The organism is Methylobacterium nigriterrae (genome assembly GCF_037106235.1).
In the GTDB taxonomy this organism is placed as follows: domain Bacteria; phylum Pseudomonadota; class Alphaproteobacteria; order Rhizobiales; family Beijerinckiaceae; genus Methylobacterium; species Methylobacterium nigriterrae.
The window spans coordinates 63,126-83,339 of record NZ_JBAWTG010000006.1 but is presented as its reverse complement, the minus strand read 5'-3'; the positions used below and the strand labels follow the sequence as shown (position 1 = coordinate 83,339).

Genomic DNA, 20,214 nt, shown 5'->3' with positions numbered 1-20,214 from the left:
TCAATGCGCCTCCTCCCAGTTCCCCGCCGCCCGCGCCTCCACCGCCAGCGGCACCCGGAGCGTGATGCCCGGATGCGGGGCCTCTTCCATCACCCGTGAAATCACAGGGAGCGCCCGCCCCACCTCGTCCTCCGGCGCCTCGAAGACGAGCTCGTCGTGCACCTGCAGGAGCATGCGCACGTTGAGCTTTTCCGCCGCCAGCGCCCCCTCCATCCGGGTCATGGCGCGGCGGATGATGTCGGCCGCCGTGCCCTGGATCGGGGCGTTGATCGCCTGGCGCTCCACGCTCGCCCGCTCCTGCGGGTTGTTCGAGCGGATCTGCGGGTAGTGGCAGACGCGGCCGAACAGGGTCGTCACGTAGCCCTTGTCCCGGCAGAAGCGCTTGGTGTCGTCGATATAGGCGCGGATGCCGGGGAAGCGCTCGAAATACTGCTTGATGAAGGCCGCGGCTTCCGTCTGCGGGATGCCGAGCCGGTCGGCGAGGCCGAAGGCCGAGATGCCGTAGATGATGCCGAAATTGATGGTCTTGGCCCGACGCCGCAGGTCCGGCGTCATCTCGGTCAACGGCACGCCGAACATCGCGGAGGCGGTGGCCGCATGGATGTCGATGCCGTCCTCGAAGGCCTGGCGCAATTGCGGGATGTCGGCGATGTGGGCGAGGAGCCGCAACTCGATCTGCGAGTAGTCGGCCGAGATCAGCTTGTTGCCCTCGGCCGCCACGAAGGCGCGGCGGATGCGCCGGCCCTCTTCCGTCCGGATCGGGATGTTCTGCAGGTTCGGGTCGGAGGAGGAGAGCCGGCCCGTGGTGGTGGCGGCGAGCGAGAACGAGGTGTGGACCCGGTCCGTGCGGCGGTCGGCGTGCTCCTGCAGCGAATCCGTGTAGGTCGATTTCAGCTTCGAGAGCTGGCGGTATTCGAGGATCTTCTTCGGGAGCTCGTGCCCGGCCTGGGCGAGCTCCTCCAAGAGCGTCGCGGGCGTCGCCCACTGACCCGAAGGCGTCTTCTTGGCGCCGGGCAGGCCCATCTTGCCGAACAGGATGTCGCCGATCTGCTTCGGCGAGGAGACCGAGAACTTTTCCCCTGCGTCCTCCTGGATCTCCTCCTCGAGCCGCGCCAGGGTCTGGGCGAAGTCGCCCGAGAGCCGGCTCAGCATGTTGCGGTCGACCCGGATGCCCTGGCGCTCCATGCGGGCGACGACGGGAAGCAGCGGACGCTCCAGCGTCTCGTAGACCGCGACGCGCCGCTCGGCCACGAGCCGCGGCTTCATCATCCGCCAGAGCCGCAGGGTCACGTCGGCGTCCTCGGCCGCGTAGGCGGTGGCCTTGTCGAGCGGCACCTTGTCGAAGCTCACCTTGGCCCGGCCCGTGCCCGCCACGTCCGAGAAGGTGATGGGCTGGTGGCCGAGATGGCGGCGGGCGAGTTCGTCCATGCCGTGCCCGCCCTTGCCGGCATCGAGCACGTAGGAGATCAGCATCGTATCGTCGAAGGGCGAGACCTCGATGCCGTAGCGGGAGAGGACGAGCCAGTCGTATTTGAGGTTCTGGCCGACCTTGAGGACACCGGGATTCTCGAGGAGCGGCTTCAGGAGCTTGAGCGCCGCCTCGAGGTCGACCTGCTCGGGCAGGAGCCCGTCCGCCTCGGCCGCCCCGTCGCCGAACAGGTCACCCGCCTTCGCGTCCTTGCGGTGGGCGAGCGGGATGTAGGCGGCGCGTCCCGGCGCAACCGCGAGCGAGACGCCGACGAGGCCGGCGCGGTTGGCGTCGAGCGCGTCCGTCTCGGTATCGACCGCGACGATGCCCGCCTCCTCGGCCTCGGCAATCCAGCTTTCCAGCTGGTCGAGCGACAGGATCGTCTCGTAGGCGGCGGTGTCGAAGGGCTTCACGGCCTCGGCCGCGCGCGCCGCGACGAGGTTCGAGGGACCGGGCTCGGCCGGCGCGCGGGGCTTCGGCGCCTCGTCCGGCAGGCCGAGATCGGCGAAGGGGTCGACCTGGGGCGGGGCGGCGCCCTCCGGCCGGTCCAGGCCGCCGGCCGCGGCTTCCGGATCGGGCGGCACGTCGCCGAAGAACGGCACCGCGTCGCTGCCGCCGTCCGCGTTGGCGTAGGCGTGGGGGGTTCCTCCGGGCAGCAGGCTCGGGTCGGGGCGCACCGCCTCGGGGTCGACGTGCAGCATCTGGGCGATGCGGCGCGTCAGCGTGTTGAACTCCATGGCCTTGAGGAAGCCGACGAGGCGCTCTGGATCGGGCTTCGGCAGCCGCAGCTCGTCGAGGCCGACGGGCACCGGCACGTCCTCCATCAGCGCCACGAGGCGGCGGGAGAGCCGGGCCTGATCGATGTTGGCGAGGAGCGTCTCCCGGCGCTTCGGCTGCTTGATCTCGCCGGCCCGCTCGAGCAGCGCCTCCAGGCTGCCGAACTCCTTGATGAGGGCGGCCGCGGTCTTCAGGCCGATGCCGGGCACGCCCGGCACGTTGTCCGAGGTGTCGCCGATCAGCGCCAGCGCGTCGCCGATCTGGCCCGGCTGCAGCCCCTCCCACTTGGCGATGATGGCCTCGACGTCGAGGTTGCGCTCGGGCCGGTAGCCGGGCTTGCCCTTGGCGCCCGACTCGAAGTCGTAGAAGCGCACGAGGGGGCCGACGAGCTGCATCAGGTCCTTGTCGGAGGAGACGATGATGACACCGGCGCCCCGCGCCTCCGCCTGCCGGGCGTAGGTGGCGATCAGGTCGTCCGCCTCGTAGCGCTCGAGCTCGACGGCGTGCAGGCCGAAGGCCCGCACGGCCTCGCGCATCAGCGGCATCTGGCGCTTGAGGTCGTCCGGTGCGTCGGGGCGGTGGCCCTTGTAGTCGGGAAACATCTCCTTGCGGAAGGAACCCTCGGACTTGTCGAAGACGATGCCGAGATGGGTCGGGCAGACGCCCGCCGCCCCCTCCTGCACGAACTGGGCGATCTTGGCGCAGAACAGCCGCACGGCCCCGGTCGGCAGCCCGTCCGAGGGCCGGAAATTGTAGCGCTCGGGCTGGTTGATCGACTGGAAATAGGCCCGGAAGATGAAGGAGGAACCGTCGACCAGGAGAACCTGATCGCCGGGGCCGACGGGCTTGGCAGTGTCGGTCATCGTCTCGGCGGTCATCGTCTCGGCGGTCATGGCTCGGCGGTCATGGGCGGTTGGGGGCAGGCTCCCTGTCTAATGGCCCGTCCGCCCGAAGGCTACGTCGCTCCGGTCGCGGCCCCCACCGTATCGGCCATCCTGGCCTGCCGGGCGCCGAGCGGCTTCGGCTGGCCGACCGTCGTGTCCCTGGCGGTCTGGTGCTCCATCTCGGCGTTGATCTCGGCGCCGACCAGCACGATGATCGTCGAGATCCAGATCCAGGTCATGAAGCCGATCGCGGCGCCGAGCGACCCGTACGTCTCGTTGTACTTGCCGAAGTTCGAGACGTACCAGGAGAAGGCGAGCGAGGCGACGAGCCAGAGCAGGGCCGCGACGGCGCTGCCCCAGGTGACCCAGCGCCAGCGCGGCGCGTCGCGGCTCGGGCCGTAGCGGTAGAGGAGCGCGAGGCCGAACAGCACGACAAGCAGCAGCGCCGGCCAGCGCAGCAGCGAGATGTACCAGGCATTGGCCGACACGCCGATCGTGTTGAACACCACCGGCAGCACCACGATGCCGACGAGCGCCAGGACGATGAACAGCAGCGCGCCCGCCGTGAAGGTCAGCGAGCGCAGGTTGAGCCAGAGGAAGCTGCGCTTCTCGCGCTCCTCGTAGACGATGTTGAGCGCGTCGAAGACCGCCTTCATGCCGCCATTGGCGCTCCAGATCGACAGGGCGAGACCCGTGAAGAAGGTGAGACCGAGCGTGGTGTCGCCCTTCTCGGCGATGCGTTTCACCTGCTCGCCGACGATCTCGATGGCCCCCGACGGCAGCACGCCCTGCAGGCTCGCCAGATGCTCGTTGATGGTGCCGACATCGGCCACGAGGCCGTAGCAGGAGACCAGCGCCGCCACGGCGGGAAAGATCGCCAACAGCACGTAGAAGGTGACGCCCGCCGCCACCGAGACGAGCCGGTTCTCGCTGACGTCGTGGAAGACCCGCAGGGCGATGTCCTTCCAGCCGCTCGCCGGGATCTCGGAGGGCGTCGTCGCGTGGCGGCCCCGATCGGGCTCGCTGCGCGCGACCCGCTGGGCGTCGCGGCCCTCGTACGACGCGGAGGCCTCGCGCGGCTCGCCGCGCCCGCTCGGCACGGGTCCGCCGGACCGGCGCCGGGTCTCCCGGCTGCGCGGGAGCGCGACGAGCCCGAGGAGCGCCGTCGCGAGCGCCACCGTCCACACCGTGGAGTTCCGGCGCTCAAGGTTATCGTTCTTCAACGCCGCATCGTGCTGCGTAGTCATCGCCGGCCTGCCCTCGATCGGATGCGTAATCCAGGGCGACAACGGAGCATCCGGCATGGCGGTTTCACGGAAATGTGTGCGAGAGCAGCAGCTTCGTTCGCGCCCGCCGTGCATCAGACCTCGCCTGAGACCTCGACCGTGCGGCGGTTGCTCGGGCGAGGGATCGGCGACAGCCGTTGAAACCGCTGCGTGGCCGGGCGTTGTCCTTCGGGAGCGGCCATGGAAGGCGGCCATGAAAGTCGGCCATGCCGGGGCGGCCGGCTGCGCCTCCCGCTCCAAGGCCGCCTGCCGCCCTCGGGACTGCACCGCCCCTCGCGCGCGTCCAACGTCTGTGTGAAGTGGCACCCAGGTGCAGTCCGGCACCGAAATCGGCGCCAAGCTCGGCTAATCAGGCCGCAACGCCCCACGATCACCGCCGCGCCGGCTGCCCGGCGCCACCATGCAGGAGACGACGCACCCGTGCCGCACGCGACCGAGCTGATCGCCATCATCGCCTTAGGGCTCGTGCTCGCCTTCGTGTGCGGGATGGTGGCGCAGCGCCTGAGGCTGCCGCCGCTCGTCGGCTACCTGCTGGCGGGCGTGCTCGTCGGCCCCTACACGCCGGGCTTCGTCGGCAACGGGGAGCTCGCCGGCCAGCTCGCGGAGATCGGCGTGATCCTGCTGATGTTCGGCGTCGGCCTGCACTTCTCGATCAAGGACCTGATGGCGGTGCGGGCGATCGCCCTGCCCGGCGCCGTGGTGCAGATCGCGGTGGCGACCGCGATGGGCGGAGGGCTGGCGCTCGCCTGGGGCTGGAGCCTCGGCGCGGGCCTCGTCTTCGGCCTCGCGCTCTCGGTGGCGAGCACCGTGGTGCTGCTGCGGGCGCTGGAGGAGCGGGCGCTGCTCGACAGCGACAAGGGCCGCATCGCGGTCGGCTGGCTCATCGTCGAGGATCTCGCGATGGTGCTGGCGCTCGTGCTCCTGCCGGCGCTGGCGCCCTCGCTGGGCGGCAGCGGCGGCGACGGGCATCACGCCGCGGGCGGCAATCTCTGGCTGACCCTCGGGCTGACGCTTGCCAAGGTCGCGGTCTTCGCGGGCCTCATGCTCGTCGTCGGGCGCCGCTTCGTGCCCTGGCTCCTCGACCAGGCGGCGCGCACCGGCTCGCGCGAGCTGTTCACCCTGGCGGTACTGGCGCTGGCGCTCGGCATCGCCTTCGGCTCGGCGGAGCTGTTCGGCGTGTCCTTCGCGCTCGGCGCCTTCTTCGCCGGGATGGTGCTCGCGGAATCCGACCTCAGCCATCAGGCGGCGGCCGATTCCCTGCCGCTGCAGGACGCCTTCGCGGTGCTGTTCTTCGTCTCGGTCGGCATGCTGTTCGACCCCGGAATCCTGCTGCGCGAGCCGCTCTCGGTGCTGGCCGTCCTCGGCGTGATCCTGCTCGGCAAATCGATCGCGGCGGTCGCGATCGTGCTCGCCTTCAGGCATCCGGTCGGCACGGCGCTCACCATCGCGGCGAGCCTCGCGCAGATTGGCGAATTCTCCTTCATCCTCGTGAGCCTCGGCCTGTCGCTGAAGCTGCTGCCCCCGGAGGGCCGCGACCTGATCCTCGGGGGCGCCCTCCTGTCGATCACCCTCAACCCGCTCTTCTTCGCGCTCGTCGGGCGGATCGAGCGGGCGCTCGCCGACCGGCCGGAGCTTGCCGCGCGCTTCGAGCGCAAGGGCGCCGGCGAGGTCGCGATGGCGGTCGAGACGGCGCCGCGCCGCCGCCATGCGGTGGTGATCGGCTACGGGCGCGTCGGCAGCAGCATCGGCAAGGCGCTGCAGACCTGGGACTTGCCCTACGTGGTGGTGGACCGCGACCGCCGCCGGGTGCTGGAGCTGCGCCAGCAGGGCATCGACGCGGTCTTCGGCGATGCTGGCGCCCCCGGCATCCTGGAGGCCGCCGATATCGGCAGCGCCCGCCTTCTGGTGATCGCGACCCCGGATTCGCACAATGCCGGCCGCCTCATCGAGATCGCCCGCGGCGCCAACCCGCGCATCGACACCCTCATCCGCACCCACAGCGACGGCGAGCGCCGCCGGCTGGAGGAGCGGCGGGTCGGCCTCGTCCTGATGGGCGAGCGGGAGCTGGCGCTCGGCATGACCCTCTACGCGCTGCGCAGCCTCGGCGTGAAGGAGGGCGAGGCGCGCCTCTTCGTGGATTCGAGCCGCCAGGAGAGCCGCGCCGAGCCGAACGCCGAGATCGAGGAGGCCCCGATCGCGCCGGAACTGCGCCCGCACAAGGAGGCGGACGCGGCGGGGGCGTGAGAGGCGACCGCGCGCCGATACGGGCTGAAATGGTCACGGCGAGAACAGCTGGCGATGTGGCGCGGGCACCTCTCCCGTGCGGGAGAGGTCGAGTCCGCGTCAGCGGACCGGGTGAGGGGTTCGCCGTTTCCGGAAAGGTCGCACCCCTCACCCCGACCCTCTCCCGAACGGGAGAGGGAGCCCGATCCTCCTTCGAGGCCGCTCGCGATCGTCGATCGTCGGCGGCACCTCGGAATGAGGCCGGGCAGGGAGTGCGGTCGCTTTCAACCCGAGACGGCACACCCTGCAAGGATTGCCCGATCTTACCCCGCCAGCTCCCGCCCCAGCGCCTCCACCCGCCGCAGGTCGCCGACGAACGCCGCGTAGGCCTCCTGCTTCGCTTCGTCCGGCAGGCGCAGGAGGTAGGAGGGGTGGACTGTGATGAAGCCCTGGAAGCGGTTGTCGAGGCGCTCGAACCGGAAGGGGCCCCGCGCCCGGGTGATCGGGATCGCCTTGCCGGTGAGCGCCAGCACCGCGGTGGCGCCGAGCGCCACCACGAGCTTCGGGGCCACGAAATCGAGCTCCCGGTCGAGCCACCAGCGATAGTGGCTGACCTCGCCGGCGGTCGGCTTCTGATGGATGCGCCGCTTGCCCCGCTCCTCGAACTTGAAGTGCTTGACCGCATTCGTGAGATAGCAGGCGGCCCGGTCGATCCCCGCCTCCGCCATCGCGCGGGAGAGAAGCTGGCCCGCCGACCCGACGAAGGGCCGGCCCTGACGGTCCTCCTGGTCGCCCGGCTGCTCGCCGACGAACGCGATCGCGGCGCCGACCGGCCCCTCTCCGAGCACGGCCTGCGTCGCGCCCGGCACTAGCGGCTGCGAGCGGCGGATGATGGCGTTGAGCGCCTCGAGGCTCTTCGGGTCCTGGTCCGCCATGGCGGCGACCGCCCGGGCGGGCTCTCGCTTGACGGGCATCTGCGGCTCCCTCTCGATCATGGCGGCGGTGCGGGCCGAGGCCTGGCGGATCAGAGCGGGGATCGCGGCGGTCTCGGGCATGTTGTGCCAGTACTTCCTCGGCATCTCCGCCCGCATGGCGCGCAGGTTCGTGCGCGCCGGGTTGAAGGTGCTCTCGTAATAGCCCTGCCAGCCGGCCTCGAAGCCGTCGCCCGGCGGCACCTCCTCGCGCCGGCCCGGCGGGCCGAAGCGGAGGGCCGCGCCGTCCCAGATCGCCGAGCCCTCCGGCGTCAGGATGGTCCAGCGCAGGGCGCGGAAGCGCTCGACGAAGAAGGGGGCCGCGGCCTCGAGGATGTGGTGCTCCGGCTCGAACCACGCGACGAAGCGCTCGGTTCCGTCCTCGGCCGTCCGGCGGAAGCGCAGGAAGGCGTGCATCTTGTGCAGGTCGCGCCCGACCGCCTTGCGCATGCCGTTCAGGCGGTGGACGAGCGGGTCGCTCGCGACGTCGGGCAGGTGCCGCTCGCCCGCCAGGATGCGCCAGATCAGGGCGTAGAGCAGGGCGTAGCGCTCGGGATCGCGGTGGGGCACCACCATCGGGATCAGCGCCGCCGCGGCCCGCGGCAGCGCGACGGGGGCATCCGACGCCGCGGGCGCCCCGGCGCCGAACAGGCCGGGCGATTCGCCGCTCACGAAGACCGCTCCCTCCGGCGGCACGCCCTCGGCCACGAGGCCGCGCACGGCCGCGCGGAACCCGTCGAGGTCGGCGCCGGGGCGAAGGCGAATGGTCCGCAGGCTCGTCCCGCCGGGTTTCGAAGCCTGGGCCGCCTCTTCGGTCCGGAAGAGGTCGAATCCGCGAAGCGGACCCGAGGGCGCGCGCCGCGTCTCCGGCCCGCCCATCTCAGAACAGGCTCAGCTGCGCGGCGGGCTCGGCGAGCCGGGCGCGCAGGTCGAGGCGATCGGTCAGATGGGTCGGGCGCCAATCCGCCGCGATCAGGAAGGGCCGCGCCCGCCTCAGCCCCGAGGTCAGGCGGGCGACGTCGTCGAGGCGAAGCGTCGCGTGGCGGCGCGCCGTGACGATCCTGTCCACCGCCCGGGCGCCGAGGCCCGGCACCCGCAGCAGCATCTCCCGGTCGGCCCCGTTGACGTCGACGGGGAAGCGGTGGCGGTTCTTGAGGGCCCAGGCGAGCTTCGGGTCGACGTCGAGGGCGAACATTCCGCCCTCGGTCGCCTCGGCCACGTCGTCGGGGGAAAACGCGTAGTACCGGATCAGCCAGTCCGCCTGGTAGAGCCGGTGCTCGCGCTGGAGCGGCGGCGCCTTCAGCGGCAGGATGGTCGACCCGTCGGGGATCGGGCTGAAGGCCGAGTAGTAGACGCGCTTCAGGCCGAAGGTGCCGTAGAGATGCGCGCTCTTGCGGATCAGGGCCTCGTCGGAGGTCGCGTCCGCCCCCACGATCACCTGCGTCGACTGGCCGGCCGGCGAGAAGCGGCGGCGCTCGGCCTTCGCCTCGGCGATGCGGCTGCCGATCTGCTCCATCGCGTCATGGATCGCGGCGCCGTCCTTCTCGGGCGCCAGGCGCTCCAGGCTCGCCTCGGTGGGCAGCTCGAGGTTGATCGAGAGGCGGTCGGCGTAGAGGCCCGCCTCCTCGATCAGCCAGGGGCTCGCCTCGGGGATCGACTTCAGGTGGATGTAGCCGCGGAAGCCGTGCTCGCGGCGCAGCGTCCTGGCGACGCGGGTCAGGAGCTCCATCGTGTGGTCGGGCGACCTGATGATGCCGGAGGAGAGGAACAATCCTTCGATGTAGTTGCGCTTGTAGAACTCCACCGTGAGCGTCACCACCTCGTCGACCGAGAACTTTGCCCGCCTGACGTTCGAGGAGCGGCGGTTCACGCAGTAGGCGCAGTCGAACAGGCAGTAGTTCGTGAGCAGGATCTTCAGGAGCGAGATGCAGCGCCCGTCCGGCGTGTAGGCGTGGCAGATGCCGGCGCCCGTCGTCGAGCCGAGGCCGTCCTTGCCGGCGGCCCGCTTCGGGGCTCCCGAGGAGGCGCAGGAGGCATCGTACTTCGCGGCATCGGCCAGGATGCGCAGCTTCTTGGCGAGCGTCTCGTCCATCGCGGGAAGATGCCGCTCGTTCGTGGTTTGTTCAAGTAGCGTGGGCGTCTCGTCCCGCGCCGTGGCGCCGCAGCCATGGCAAGCGCGTGCCCCCTCCCCTCGGCCGGCACAAGCCCCGAGATCTGCGGGGAGGAGGGCTGCGTCGGTGCTTGCCCTACCCCTGCTTCAGGGTCGCCTTGAGCGTGATCTCGGCGTTGAGCACCTTCGAGATCGGGCAGCCGGTCTCGGCGGCGTGGGCGAGCGCGTCGAACTTCGCCTGGTCGATCCCCGGAATCGTGGCCGTCAGCGTCAGGGCCGACTTCGTCACCTTGAAGCCGGCGCCGTCCTTCTCCAGCGTCACGACGGATTCCGTCGTCATCTCGGTGGCGGCGAGGCCCGCTTCCTGGAGCTGGAAGGCGAGCGCCATGGTGAAGCAGCCCGCATGCGCGGCCGCGATCAGCTCCTCGGGGTTGGTGCCGGGCCCATCCTCGAAGCGGGTGTTGAAGCCGTAGGGCTGGTCCGACAGCACGCCGGACTGCGTGGTGATGCGGCCCTTCCCGTCCTTGCCGTTGCCCTGCCAGACGGCGTGCGCCTTGCGGTTGATCATCGCGACCCATCCTGTCGGCACGGGCGCCGGCGCGGGTTGCGCGGCCTGATCCCGGAGCCATCCCCGAGGTGGAGCGGGCGGCTCCGAAATCCAGCGCATCGGCCTCAGGGTTCGTCGGGGATGTCCTCGGCATCGACCGTGCGGCGGGCGAGGTCGTAGGGGAAGCCGGCCCGCGCCAGGGCGGCGAGGTCGCGGTCGCGGTGCGCGGCGCGGATGTCGGGCCGGCGCCAGGGGCCGAGGCGCCGCCGCCTGGCATAGGCCCGGGCCGCCGCTTCCTCCAGGCCGTCCGCCTCGCCCTCGGGGGCGGCCTCGCGCTCGGCCTCCATGGCGGCCGCGATCGCCTCGCGGGAGACGCCCTTGGCGGCGAGCTTGGCCGAGGCGCCGCGGGCCGAGCTGCCGCGGCGGCGGAGCGTGGCGAGGCGGGCGGCGGCGAAGCGGTCGTCGTCGACGAGGCCGCTGCGCACGGCCCGCGCCACGGTCTCCTCGACCAACGGCCAGAAGGCTTCCGCCGCCTCGCCGCGGGCGCGCGCCCGCTTCTCGACGCGCCGCCGCAGGGTCCGGCGCAGCATCTCGGTCGAGGCGCTGTAGCGCTCGAGATAGTGCAGGGCCGCGCGCTCGAGATACGCCGCCGTCACCGGCGGCGCGGGTCTTGCCTGTGCGACATTTGCCGCACCGGACGGGTCTGCAACGTTTCGGACGGCCATCAGTTCTTCACGATCTGGACAGGTTTACGCTCCATGAATCCGGGATGGAACCTACGCAACGCCGCAGGGGCGGCGACAGGAACGGCACCCGCATGCCGACCATCCTCTTGAGACGCGAGTGGCTCCTCGTCCTGCTCGCCCTCGGGCTCGCCGCCACCGCGGCGGCCGTCGTCTACCTGTCGCGCCCGACCACGCTGACCGTCGCGGTCGGCCCCCGCGACGGCGCCGAAGCCGCCCTGATGGAGACCTACGCCAGCGCGCTCGCCCGCGGACGCGAGGACGTGCGCCTCAAGCTCGTGCCCTACGACGACGTGCGCGACAGCGCCAAGGCCCTGCAGGACAACAAGGCCGACCTCGCGGTGGTGCGGCCCGACGTCCTCCTGCCGGAGAACGGCCTGACGCTCGCGATCCTGCACGACGAGGCACTGGTCATCGCCGCGCCCGACGCCGCCGAGATCGACAGCTTCCCCGACCTCGCGCGCAAGCGTCTCGGCATCGTGGTGCGCCACAGTGCCGACCTGCCCTTCCTCAACAACCTCCTGGCCTTCTACGACCTGGCAACCGCGTCGCCCGAGGAAGCGGCCGGCGATGTGGCCGCCGGCCGGGTCGCGCTGGTGAACCTGAAGCCCGGCGAGGTGACCGCGGCGATCGCCGAGAAGCGGGTCGACGCGGTCGCGGTCATCGCCAACCCCGCCTCCAAGGCCGCCGTCGCCACCGTACGGGCGGTCGAGCTCGGCGCGCCGGACAGGAAGATCGACCTCGTGGCCGTGCCGGACAGCGAGGCGATCCTGACGCGCTTCCCCGAGCTGCAATCGGTCACGATTCCCGCCGGCACCTTCGGCGGCCGCCCGAAGCGCCCCGAGGAGGAGATCAAGACGGTCGGCGCTTCCTACCGGCTGATGGCACGCGGCTCGATCAGCCGCGTCGCGGTGGCGTCGGCGACGCAGCACCTGTTCGAGTGGCGCTCGAAGCTCGCCGCGGCAGCGCCCATCGCCAAGCTGATGAAGGCGCCGGAATTCGACACGACGGTCGCGGCGACCTCCGCACGGCTCCCGAACCACCCCGGCGCGGTCGATTATTTCGAGCGCGAGCAACAGACCTTCCTCGACCGCTACGAGGATTACATCTACCTGTTCGCCTTCTTCGGCGGCACGATCGGCTCCGGCATCGCCTGGATCGGCCAGCGCCTCGCCCGCAAGCGGCGCGAGCGCATCGATGTGGTGCTCGACCGCCTCCTCGACATCCTGCGCGAGGTGCGGGGCGCCACGTGCCGGCAGGAACTCGACGCCCTCGCCACCGAGACGGACGAGCTCGTCGCCGACGTGGTGCGGTATGCCCGCGAGCGCACCATCGACAATCGGACGGTGAGTGCCCTGATCCTCGCCATCGACGGGGTCCACGCGGCAGTCGGCGACGCCCGCCGCCAGCTCGGCGCCGCCGAGCACGAGACCCGCGCCGGCGCCCGCGCCCGCACGGCCCGCCTCTTGGCGCTGCGCGTGCCGGCGGCGGAGTAGGCCCTCTACGCCGCGTCCCCCTCCTGCCGCAGGGGCAGGCGGACCTCGAAGCGCGTGCCCTGCCCGAGCGTGGAGCGCAGCGCGATGTGCCCCTCCAGAGCGCGGACCAGGGCGCGGACATGGGCGAGGCCGATTCCCTCGCCAGGCTGATCCTGCCGTCCGGAGCGGCGGAACAGCTCGAAGACCCGGCCATGATCGGCCTCGGCGATGCCCCGGCCGTTGTCGCTCACCGTGTAGACAGCGAAGGCGCCGGCCACCGAGCCCGCCACCGCGATCCGGCCGGGCCGACCCGGATCGAGATACTTGATCGCGTTGTCGAGGAGATTGCCGAAGATCTGCTCGACGGCGAGGCGGTCGGCCGAGATGTCGGGCAGCAGCCCGATCTCGACGCTGGCCCCGGCGCGCTCGGCCTGATGGCGCTGCGTGTCGGCGAGGCCGCGCAGGAGCGCGCCCATGTCGAGGTGCTCGGGGTGGAACTGGCGCTTGCCCTCCCGCGACAGGCGCAGGATCGCCGTGATCAGCCCGTCCATCTTGGACACGGCCGCCTTGATGAAGCCGAGGGACTCGGCGAAGTCGCCGTCGAGGCTTTCGCCCTGCGGATGCTGCCTCAGGGCCTCGGCCACCGCCACGCGCAGCAACTCGAGCTCGCTCGAGAAGCCCATGATGTTGACGAGCGGCGCCCTGAGGTCGTGGCTGACGATGTAGGCGTAGCGCTGCACCTCCTCGTTCGCCTCCTTGAGGGCGAGAACGGCCTCGCGCTCGGCGGTGATGTCGGTGTTGGTGCCGAACCAGCGCAGGACCGCGCCCGCCGCGTCCCGGATCGGCGCGGCCCGGGACAGGAACCAGCGGTACTGGCCGTCAGCCCCGCGCAACGGGAACGTGTCCTCCCAGGGCTCGCCGCGCGCGACGGCGCGAGTGAACTTCTCCGTCACGGCCTCGACGTGGTCGGGATGGTGGACCGCCTGCCAGCCCCAGCCCCGCATCGCGTCGAGGTCGGTGCCCGTGTAGGTGAACCAGCGCCGGTTGTACCAGTAGAGCGCGCCCGTCGCGTCGGCCATCCAGGCGAGCTGGGGGATCGAGTCGGCCATCACCCGGAAGTCGCTGTCGCGGGCGGAGAGCCCGGCCTCCGCCCGCTTGCGGCCCTCGATGTCGATGCACACGCCCGCCCACTCGACGATCCCGCCGGCCTCGTCGAGAATCGGCGCGGCGCGGGCGTTGAACCAGCGATAGGTCCCGTCGCGCATCCGCACGCGGTACTCGACCGCGTAGCGCCCGTGCCCCGCCACCGCCGCGTTCCAGGCCCCCACGGTGCTTGCCCGGTCCTCCGGATGGATCGCGTCGAGCCAGCCCCAGCCCTCCACCTCGGCCGCGCTCTGGCCGGTATAGGCCCGCCATTCCGGCAGGTCCTCGACCCGCCCGTCGGGCGCCGTCGTCCAAGTGATCTCGGCGATCGCGGCGACGAGGGCGCGGTGGCGCTTCTCGATGAGCGTGGTCACGGCGTTCGTCTCCGGTCGGAACGGGGCGGCCAAGCTATAGGAAGCCGGGCATGACTGAGAAAGAGGCCGCCTGCACCTGCTCAACTTCACGTTCCTGATACAGGGCCGCGAAATTCATTGCGGCAGCGGCGTCCCTCGGGTCAGGCTGAGAGACCGGGCGCGGGGCCCGAGGAGCGCGGCGTGAACCCTGTTCACATCATCATGATCGAGGATGACGAGGGACATGCGCGCCTGATCGAGCGCAACATCCGGCGCGCCGGCGTGAACAACGCCATCACGCCCTTCCGAGACGGGACCTCGGCGCTGGCCTACCTGCTCGGCCCGGACGGGTCGGGCCGGGCGCAGGCGGGCCGCTCGCTCCTGATCCTGCTCGACCTCAACCTGCCGGGCATGAGCGGCATCGACATTCTGGCCGAGGTGAAGCGCAACGAGCACCTGCGCCGCTCGCCCGTGGTGGTGCTGACCACCACGGACGACCGGCGCGAGATCCAGCGCTGCTACGACCTCGGCTGCAACGTCTACGTGACGAAGCCGGTGAACTACGAGGGCTTCGCCAACGCGATCCGCCAGCTCGGGCTGTTCTTCTCGGTCATGCAGGTGCCCGAGACGGCCTGACGCCTGCCCTGCAACGGCTTCAATCGCCTGCGATGGATCGGCGTCGCGCGAGCCCGGCCGCCCGGTCTGCCGATGGAGTTTCAAGCCCGCGGTGGCCCTGCGCATCCTCTACATCGACGACGATTCCGGCCTCGTCCGCCTCGTAGGGCGGGCGCTGCGGGCGCGCGACTACGCGGTGGAGCACGCGCCGGACGGCGCCGTCGGGCTCGCGCGCATCGCCGAGGGCGGCATCGACGCCGTCGCCCTCGACCATCACCTGCCGGGTGAGACGGGCCTCGAGATCCTCGGGCGCATCCGCGCCCTGCCGGCCCCGCCCCCGGTGATCTACGTGACGGGCTCCGAGGACCTGCGCATCGCGGTCGCGGCCCTGAAGGCCGGCGCGGCCGACTACGTGCTCAAGGACGTTGCGGGCCATTTCCGGGAGCTTCTCGCCGAGGCGATCCAGGCCGCGCTGGCGCAGGAGCGTCTGCGCCGCGAGAAGGCGGAGGCCGAGGAGCGCCTCGCCGCGAGCCAGGCGCGCCTCGGCCTGGCGCTCGGGGCCGCGGGCATGATCGGCACCTGGGACTGGGACCTCGCCGCCGACCTCGTCTACGCCGACGCGAACTTCGCGCGCATCTACGCGGTCGATCCCGAGCGCGCGGCCCGCGGCGCGCCGATCGCCGAGTTCATCCGGAGCTTCCATCCGGACGACATGCCGGCTTTCCGGGCGGCGCTCGACGCGACCTTCGCGGGTGCCGGCGAGTTCTCGGCCGAGTACCGGATCGTCCAGCAGGACGGCAGCGTCCGCTGGATCCTGGCGCGGGGGCGGCTCGTGCGGGACGAGGCCGGCGCGCCGACGCGGCTCGCCGGCGCCTCCGTCGACATCACGGACCGCAAGCTCGCCGAGGAGCGCCAGCGCCTGCTGATGCAGGAACTCGCCCACCGGGTGAAGAACACGCTCACCCTCGTCCAGGCGATCTGCCTGCAGACGCTGCGGGGCGAGGCGAGCCTCGCGGAGGCGCGCGATGCCGTGACCGCGCGCCTGATGGCGCTCGCCCAGGCGCACGACCTCCTGCTCCAGGGAAGCTGGACCGAGGCGAGCCTGCGCACGCTGGTGGAGGGCGCCGCGCGCCTCCACACGCACGGCGAGGCGGGACGCTTCCGCATCGCGGGGCCCGACGCGGTGACGCTCGGGCCAAGATCCGCTCTCTCGATGGCCCTCGTCCTGCACGAGCTCGGCACCAATGCGGCGAAGTACGGCGCGCTCTCGACACCGGCGGGCCACGTCACCGTCTCGTGGGAGCAGGCCGACGTCGCGGGAGAGGCGCGCCTGCGCTTCCGCTGGCAGGAGGCGGGCGGGCCGCCGGTCGCGCCGCCGAGGCGCCGGGGCTTCGGCTCCCGCCTGATCGAGCGCAGCCTCGCGGACGGGTTCGGAGCGGCCGTGCACCTCGCCTATCCGGCCGCGGGCGTGACGCTGACCCTCGAGGCGCCGCTCGCGGTGCTGCGCGAGTCTTGAGACGGCGGACCCCGACCGTTGCGGGCGCTCAGCCGGCCTCGTCGGGGTCCGGTCCGCGGGTGACGTCGAGGCCGCCACCGGCGCCGGGAGGCGGGCCGACCTTGACGGGAGCCCCCGTGGGGGCGGCCTCGTAGATCGCCTCCATCAGCACGTGGTCCTGCAGGCCCTCCTCGCCGGGCGTGCGCGGGCGGCGGTCCTCCAGGACGCAGCGTGCGAAGTGGTCGATCTCCAGGGCGAACTGGTTCTTCCGCGCCAGCACCCGATTGTCCCGGGATTCCCGCTTGCCGTCCTTGTGCGAGACGGTGAGCCGCTGGCCCTCGTAGGCGAAGGCGTTCTCCAGGTCGATCTCGGCGGCGGCCGTGCGCACGCTCAGGCGGCGGGATTCGTGCACGCCGTAGCTCGACATGCACTGGGCGATCGTGCCCGAGGGGAAGCGCAGGGTGAAGCTCACCGTCTCCTCGACCTCGGCGAATTTCGGGTCGTCCGGCGGCGAATGGGTCTGCGCCTGGATCGAGACGGGCTCCTCGCCGAGCAGTGCCCGGACCCCGTTCAGGCAGTAGATGCCGATATCGGGCAGCGCCCCGCCGCCCGCGAGCGCCCTCTTGAGCCGCCACTGCTCGGGCAGCCCCGTTGTCTGCCCGTTGAAGGCCTGGATCAGCCGGGGCTTGCCAAACTCACCGGAGCGGACGAGCCGCGTCACCTCGCGGTTGTAGGGCTCGTACTGGCAGCGGTAGGCGATCATCAGCTTCACGTTCGCCTTCGCGCAGGCCGCGATCATCTCGCGGGCTTCCGCCGAGGAGGCGGCCATCGGCTTCTCGCAGAGAACCTGTTTGCCGGCGGCCGCGGCCGCGACGACGTGGTCCCGGTGGCGCGCGTTCGGGGTCACGACGTAGACGGCCTGCACCGCCGGGTTCTGGCGCAGGCGGTCCCACGCGTCGTAGCCGTAGACCGCCTCGGGCGCGATCCCGTATTGCTCGGCCACCAGCTTGGCCTTGTCGGGCGTGCCCGACATCAGGGCGACGAGCCGGGCCTTCCGGCACTCGGCGAAGGCGGGCAGCAATTCCTCGAGCGTGAGGCGGCCGAGGCCGACGACGCAGAAGCCGACGCGCTTCTCGGGCGGCATCGGAGCGGGAGGCGGAGGGGGCGCGCGGTCGCCGGAGCCGCGCCAGTTCGGGAACACGATGCGTCCTCCCTGCACGGCGCCGGTATCGGCCGGTACGGCGGGCCCGCCCGGTGGGTTCTGGGCAGCGGCGGCCGGGGACGCCGAGCCGCCCATGGCGAGCCCCCCGCCCATGGCGAGCGTCGCGCCGCCGGCGGCCAGGAGATTGCGCCGGGACATATGGGTCTCGTTCTCCGCCATGAGCCTCGCCGATGCGGTTTCGAGGATGATTCCGTCCGATCCCGTGGGAATCGGCGCGCGACGTCCCGAGCGGGCACCGCCGTCCTCTGCGAACCGCCAGCATCGCGGGAGTGTTCCCGGGGCCTGCCCCGCGCGCAGACCGGCCCCGGGCGCCGCACGCGATGTCCGCAGCGGCGCAAACGGCGGGCGCGTCAGGCCGGCGGCGGCGGATCGGGCGCCTCGACCTCGCCCCGGCGCTGGAGCTGGAGCGCGACGAACCAGCACAGGGCCGCCCAGGCGGCACCGACGCACCAGCCCGCCAGCACGTCGCTCGGCCAGTGCACCCCGAGATAGATCCGGCTGACACCGACGCAGAGGGTGAGGAAGACGCCAAGCGCCAGCACCAGTGCCTTGACGCGCCGATGCGGGTCGACGCGGGCGAGCAGCGTCGCGAGCGTCAGGTAGGCGATGGCCGACATCATGGCGTGGCCGCTCGGGAAGCTCGCCGTGAACACCTCCATGCCGTGGGGCACGAGGTCGGGCCGGGGGCGGTGATAGAACAGCTTCAGGACCGTCGAGACGAGTTCGCCCCCGCCGACCGCCGCCGCCACGAACGCGGCGATGCGCCGCTTGCCCGTGAGCGCGAGGTAGCTGGAGACCGCCACCGTGAAGAACACGATGGTGAAGACGCTGCCGAGCCCGGTGATGTCCCGCATCGTCTCCTCGAGCCAGCGCGGCCCGATCGGGTCGGACAGGTCGGCGGGGTTGCGCAGGGCCAGCAGGATCCGGCGGTCGAGGGCGGCGGTCGAGCCCTCGCCGACCTCGTCGGCGAGGTAGAAGAAGCCGTAGCCGAGAAGGCTCACGGTTAGGAGCGCGGCGAGCGGCCCGACCTCGTTCAGGCGAAGCCGCAGCCACATGGCGGTGGCGCGGCTGAACAGCGGGTTGCCGCGGGCGGCCTGCAGCGCCTTCACGGGCGGGGCTCCGGGCGAGGCGACGAGCGAAGCGGGACAGGTCTCACGAGAACTCTCCGAAGCCGAAGCGCGCCCGCTCTTCCCAGGGGCCTCCGAGATAACGCCAGAGGAGCAATCCCGGTGCGGTGAAGCGGAACGGCGCGAATCTGCGTTCCAGCTCGGCCTGGAGCGCGCGGGCGGCTTCCGGCTTCACCTTGTTCTGCACGGTGACGTGCGGGCGCCAGCCCTGCCGGTCCTGCTCGGTGAGGTGATCGGCGAAGGCCCGCGCGAGGCGGCCGCGGACGTCGGACAGCGCTTCCGATTCCAGCATGTAGGCGACGCCGCGACCGAGGAAGCGCAGGCCCGTCACCGCCACCTCGGGCGGCGCCTGCGCACGCGCGAGCGCCGCCAGGGTCTCTCGCACGCCCGCCTCCAGCGCGCCCGGCACGTGGTGGAACAGGGTGACGTGGGCCGGGATGCGGTTGAGAGCTGCCGGGAAGTGGCGGCGGCGCAGGCCGTCGAACAGCGCGAAGGTGGGCTCGTCGAGGGCGAGCGTCAGGATCAGCGGGTCGGGCGTGGCGTCGGGGCGGGACATCGGGCCTCGGGGCGGGCTAGCCGGCCAAAATGGGGCGGGTGCCCGCGAGGTCCAGTCGCGCATCTCGCGGTGGCGTGGTCTCAGGTCCAGTAGAGGACCCGCGCCGCCGGCAGATCTCGGGCGAGGCGGTCCGTCAGGGCCTCCCGCATCTCCGCCATCAGGTCCCGCGGGAAGACGTATTTCACCGAGCCGAACTTGGTGAGCTTGCGGCTGCGCTCCTCCTCCCGCATCGGCAGGTCGGAGCCCGGATACCAGCCCTCCAGCACCGTCTTCGAGCCCGGCGTGAAGCGGTGGGTGATGAGCTCGGCGGTCAGGTCGAGATCGGGCACGCCGTCGAGGGTGCGCGCGGCATCCGCGACGAGGCTGCCATAGGCCTGCCGCCAGCCCGCGACCGGCAGGATCGGCGCGATCGTCAGGCCGACCGGGTAGCCCGCCCGGGCCGCCCGGCCCATCGCCGCGAGCCGCTCGCGCAAGGGGGCGGTGCCGCCCTCGTAGCGTGCGGCCGGCGCGGCGTTCACCGAGAAGCGGATGCGGGTACGGCGGTTGTGGGGAAGATCGAGCAGGGGCTCGACGGCGGAGAACTTCGTGGTGAAGCGCAGCTGCACCGGCGCCTCCCAGGCTCCGAAATGCCGGATCGCGGCCGAGAGGGAGCCGGTCAGGTGCTCGATGCCGAGCGGATCGGTGTAGCAGGAGGCCTCGAAGGTGGTGCCCTCCGACATCCGGGCCGCCTGCGCGGAGGTGACGGCGCCCTGCCCCGCATAGGCCGCGAGGTTGGCGAGGATCGCCCCGAGATTCGCGTAGGCCCGCGTCACCGGCGGCCCCTGCAGCGAGCCCGCGAGATAGCAGTACTGGCAATGGGCCGGACAGCCCTCGGCGAGGTCGAAGCGCCAGTCCGCCGAGGGCGGGATCGGCTGCAGCCTCAGCTTCGTCGGAGGCGCGACCACGAGGGCGAGGGTCGCCTTGGCCTCGGCGTAGGCCCGGCGCGGATCGGGGTGGCGCAGGCCCGTGAGACGGTTCGAAGACAGGTGCTCGACCGGGAGGCCGAGGCCTTCGAGGCGGGCCAGCATCGCCCGGCCATGGGCATGCGCGAGGGCGGCCGGGGTCACCAGGACCCGGCGCGGGCGCCAGAGGCGCGCCGGCCTCGCCGCGGGCTCGGGCGGGGCATCTACGGGAGCGTCCGGGCCGCCTGCGTCCAGGGATTCCATCGCGGGCAACGCCC

Annotated in this window: 15 protein-coding genes; 4 read left to right on the top strand and 11 right to left on the bottom strand. The window is 71.9% G+C overall.

What is annotated here, in order from left to right:
* Window positions 1-3,123: a DNA polymerase I gene (gene polA / locus WDW90_RS06210; protein ID WP_336486503.1), complete on the bottom strand. Its 3,123-nt coding sequence runs from the start codon at window positions 3,121-3,123 to the stop codon at window positions 1-3.
* 77 nt (window positions 3,124-3,200) lie between these two features.
* Window positions 3,201-4,376 carry a YihY/virulence factor BrkB family protein gene (locus tag WDW90_RS06205; protein ID WP_431310986.1) on the bottom strand — a complete coding sequence of 392 codons (1,176 nt, stop codon included), beginning with the start codon at window positions 4,374-4,376 and terminating at the stop codon, window positions 3,201-3,203.
* 459 nt (window positions 4,377-4,835) lie between these two features.
* Here WDW90_RS06205 and WDW90_RS06200 point away from each other — a divergent pair, with 459 nt between their 5' ends.
* The gene (locus WDW90_RS06200; protein ID WP_336486449.1) at window positions 4,836-6,659 is read left to right on the top strand and encodes a monovalent cation:proton antiporter-2 (CPA2) family protein; all 1,824 of its coding nucleotides are present in this window, start codon (window positions 4,836-4,838) and stop codon (window positions 6,657-6,659) included.
* A gap of 302 nt (window positions 6,660-6,961) precedes the next feature.
* Here WDW90_RS06200 and WDW90_RS06195 read toward each other — a convergent pair whose 3' ends face one another.
* The 4 genes from WDW90_RS06195 to WDW90_RS06180 all read right to left on the bottom strand — a co-directional run bounded on the left by WDW90_RS06195 (window position 6,962) and on the right by WDW90_RS06180 (window position 10,991).
* Window positions 6,962-8,383, bottom strand: a complete 1,422-nt coding sequence (locus WDW90_RS06195; protein ID WP_336486502.1) for a UdgX family uracil-DNA binding protein — start codon at window positions 8,381-8,383, stop codon at window positions 6,962-6,964.
* Window positions 8,384-8,489: 106 nt separating this feature from the next.
* Window positions 8,490-9,701, bottom strand: a complete 1,212-nt coding sequence (locus WDW90_RS06190) for a putative DNA modification/repair radical SAM protein (RefSeq protein ID WP_336486448.1) — start codon at window positions 9,699-9,701, stop codon at window positions 8,490-8,492.
* A 154-nt stretch (window positions 9,702-9,855) separates the two neighbouring features.
* Window positions 9,856-10,287 carry an OsmC family protein gene (locus tag WDW90_RS06185; protein ID WP_336486447.1) on the bottom strand — a complete coding sequence of 144 codons (432 nt, stop codon included), beginning with the start codon at window positions 10,285-10,287 and terminating at the stop codon, window positions 9,856-9,858.
* 104 nt (window positions 10,288-10,391) lie between these two features.
* A complete protein-coding gene (locus tag WDW90_RS06180; RefSeq protein WP_336486446.1) occupies window positions 10,392-10,991 on the bottom strand; it encodes a RecX family transcriptional regulator in 600 nt (199 codons plus the stop codon).
* Window positions 10,992-11,083: 92 nt separating this feature from the next.
* On the opposite strand from WDW90_RS06180, the gene WDW90_RS06175 reads away from it, so the two are divergent.
* Complete coding sequence (locus WDW90_RS06175) at window positions 11,084-12,505, top strand: TAXI family TRAP transporter solute-binding subunit (RefSeq protein WP_336486445.1); 1,422 nt, start codon at window positions 11,084-11,086, stop codon at window positions 12,503-12,505.
* 5 nt (window positions 12,506-12,510) lie between these two features.
* Here the strand turns inward: WDW90_RS06175 and WDW90_RS06170 are convergent, their stop codons facing one another.
* On the bottom strand, window positions 12,511-14,001 hold the full coding sequence (locus WDW90_RS06170) for a sensor histidine kinase (RefSeq protein ID WP_336486443.1): 1,491 nt from the start codon (window positions 13,999-14,001) through the stop codon (window positions 12,511-12,513).
* A gap of 201 nt (window positions 14,002-14,202) precedes the next feature.
* On the opposite strand from WDW90_RS06170, the gene WDW90_RS06165 reads away from it, so the two are divergent.
* Both WDW90_RS06165 and WDW90_RS06160 read left to right on the top strand, forming a co-directional pair.
* On the top strand, window positions 14,203-14,616 hold the full coding sequence (locus WDW90_RS06165; protein ID WP_336486501.1) for a response regulator: 414 nt from the start codon (window positions 14,203-14,205) through the stop codon (window positions 14,614-14,616).
* 91 nt (window positions 14,617-14,707) lie between these two features.
* Entirely contained in the window at window positions 14,708-16,111 is a 1,404-nt protein-coding gene (locus WDW90_RS06160) for a sensor histidine kinase (RefSeq protein ID WP_336486442.1), read from the top strand.
* A 28-nt stretch (window positions 16,112-16,139) separates the two neighbouring features.
* Here the strand turns inward: WDW90_RS06160 and WDW90_RS06155 are convergent, their stop codons facing one another.
* The 4 genes from WDW90_RS06155 to WDW90_RS06140 all read right to left on the bottom strand — a co-directional run bounded on the left by WDW90_RS06155 (window position 16,140) and on the right by WDW90_RS06140 (window position 20,200).
* Window positions 16,140-17,471, bottom strand: coding sequence for a Gfo/Idh/MocA family oxidoreductase (locus tag WDW90_RS06155; protein ID WP_336486441.1), 1,332 nt, complete (start codon window positions 17,469-17,471; stop codon window positions 16,140-16,142).
* Between the two features lie 191 nt (window positions 17,472-17,662).
* Complete coding sequence (locus tag WDW90_RS06150; protein WP_336486500.1) at window positions 17,663-18,367, bottom strand: phosphatase PAP2 family protein; 705 nt, start codon at window positions 18,365-18,367, stop codon at window positions 17,663-17,665.
* Window positions 18,368-18,464: 97 nt separating this feature from the next.
* Entirely contained in the window at window positions 18,465-18,995 is a 531-nt protein-coding gene (locus tag WDW90_RS06145; protein WP_336486439.1) for a 2'-5' RNA ligase family protein, read from the bottom strand.
* A gap of 80 nt (window positions 18,996-19,075) precedes the next feature.
* Window positions 19,076-20,200 carry an SPL family radical SAM protein gene (locus WDW90_RS06140; protein ID WP_336486438.1) on the bottom strand — a complete coding sequence of 375 codons (1,125 nt, stop codon included), beginning with the start codon at window positions 20,198-20,200 and terminating at the stop codon, window positions 19,076-19,078.
* Between the last annotated feature and the right edge of the window lie 14 nt (window positions 20,201-20,214).

Coding starts and splice junctions, on each gene's coding strand:
- polA (WP_336486503.1), bottom strand. CDS start 3,123: ATGACCGCCGAGACGATGACCGACACTGCCAAGCCCGTCGGCCCCGGC.
- WDW90_RS06185 (WP_336486447.1), bottom strand. CDS start 10,287: ATGATCAACCGCAAGGCGCACGCCGTCTGGCAGGGCAACGGCAAGGAC.
- WDW90_RS06190 (WP_336486448.1), bottom strand. CDS start 9,701: ATGGACGAGACGCTCGCCAAGAAGCTGCGCATCCTGGCCGATGCCGCG.
- WDW90_RS06175 (WP_336486445.1), top strand. CDS start 11,084: ATGCCGACCATCCTCTTGAGACGCGAGTGGCTCCTCGTCCTGCTCGCC.
- WDW90_RS06145 (WP_336486439.1), bottom strand. CDS start 18,995: ATGTCCCGCCCCGACGCCACGCCCGACCCGCTGATCCTGACGCTCGCC.
- WDW90_RS06140 (WP_336486438.1), bottom strand. CDS start 20,200: ATGGAATCCCTGGACGCAGGCGGCCCGGACGCTCCCGTAGATGCCCCG.
- WDW90_RS06180 (WP_336486446.1), bottom strand. CDS start 10,991: ATGGCCGTCCGAAACGTTGCAGACCCGTCCGGTGCGGCAAATGTCGCA.
- WDW90_RS06205 (WP_431310986.1), bottom strand. CDS start 4,376: ATGACTACGCAGCACGATGCGGCGTTGAAGAACGATAACCTTGAGCGC.
- WDW90_RS06150 (WP_336486500.1), bottom strand. CDS start 18,367: ATGTGGCTGCGGCTTCGCCTGAACGAGGTCGGGCCGCTCGCCGCGCTC.
- WDW90_RS06165 (WP_336486501.1), top strand. CDS start 14,203: ATGATCGAGGATGACGAGGGACATGCGCGCCTGATCGAGCGCAACATC.
- WDW90_RS06155 (WP_336486441.1), bottom strand. CDS start 17,471: ATGGCGGAGAACGAGACCCATATGTCCCGGCGCAATCTCCTGGCCGCC.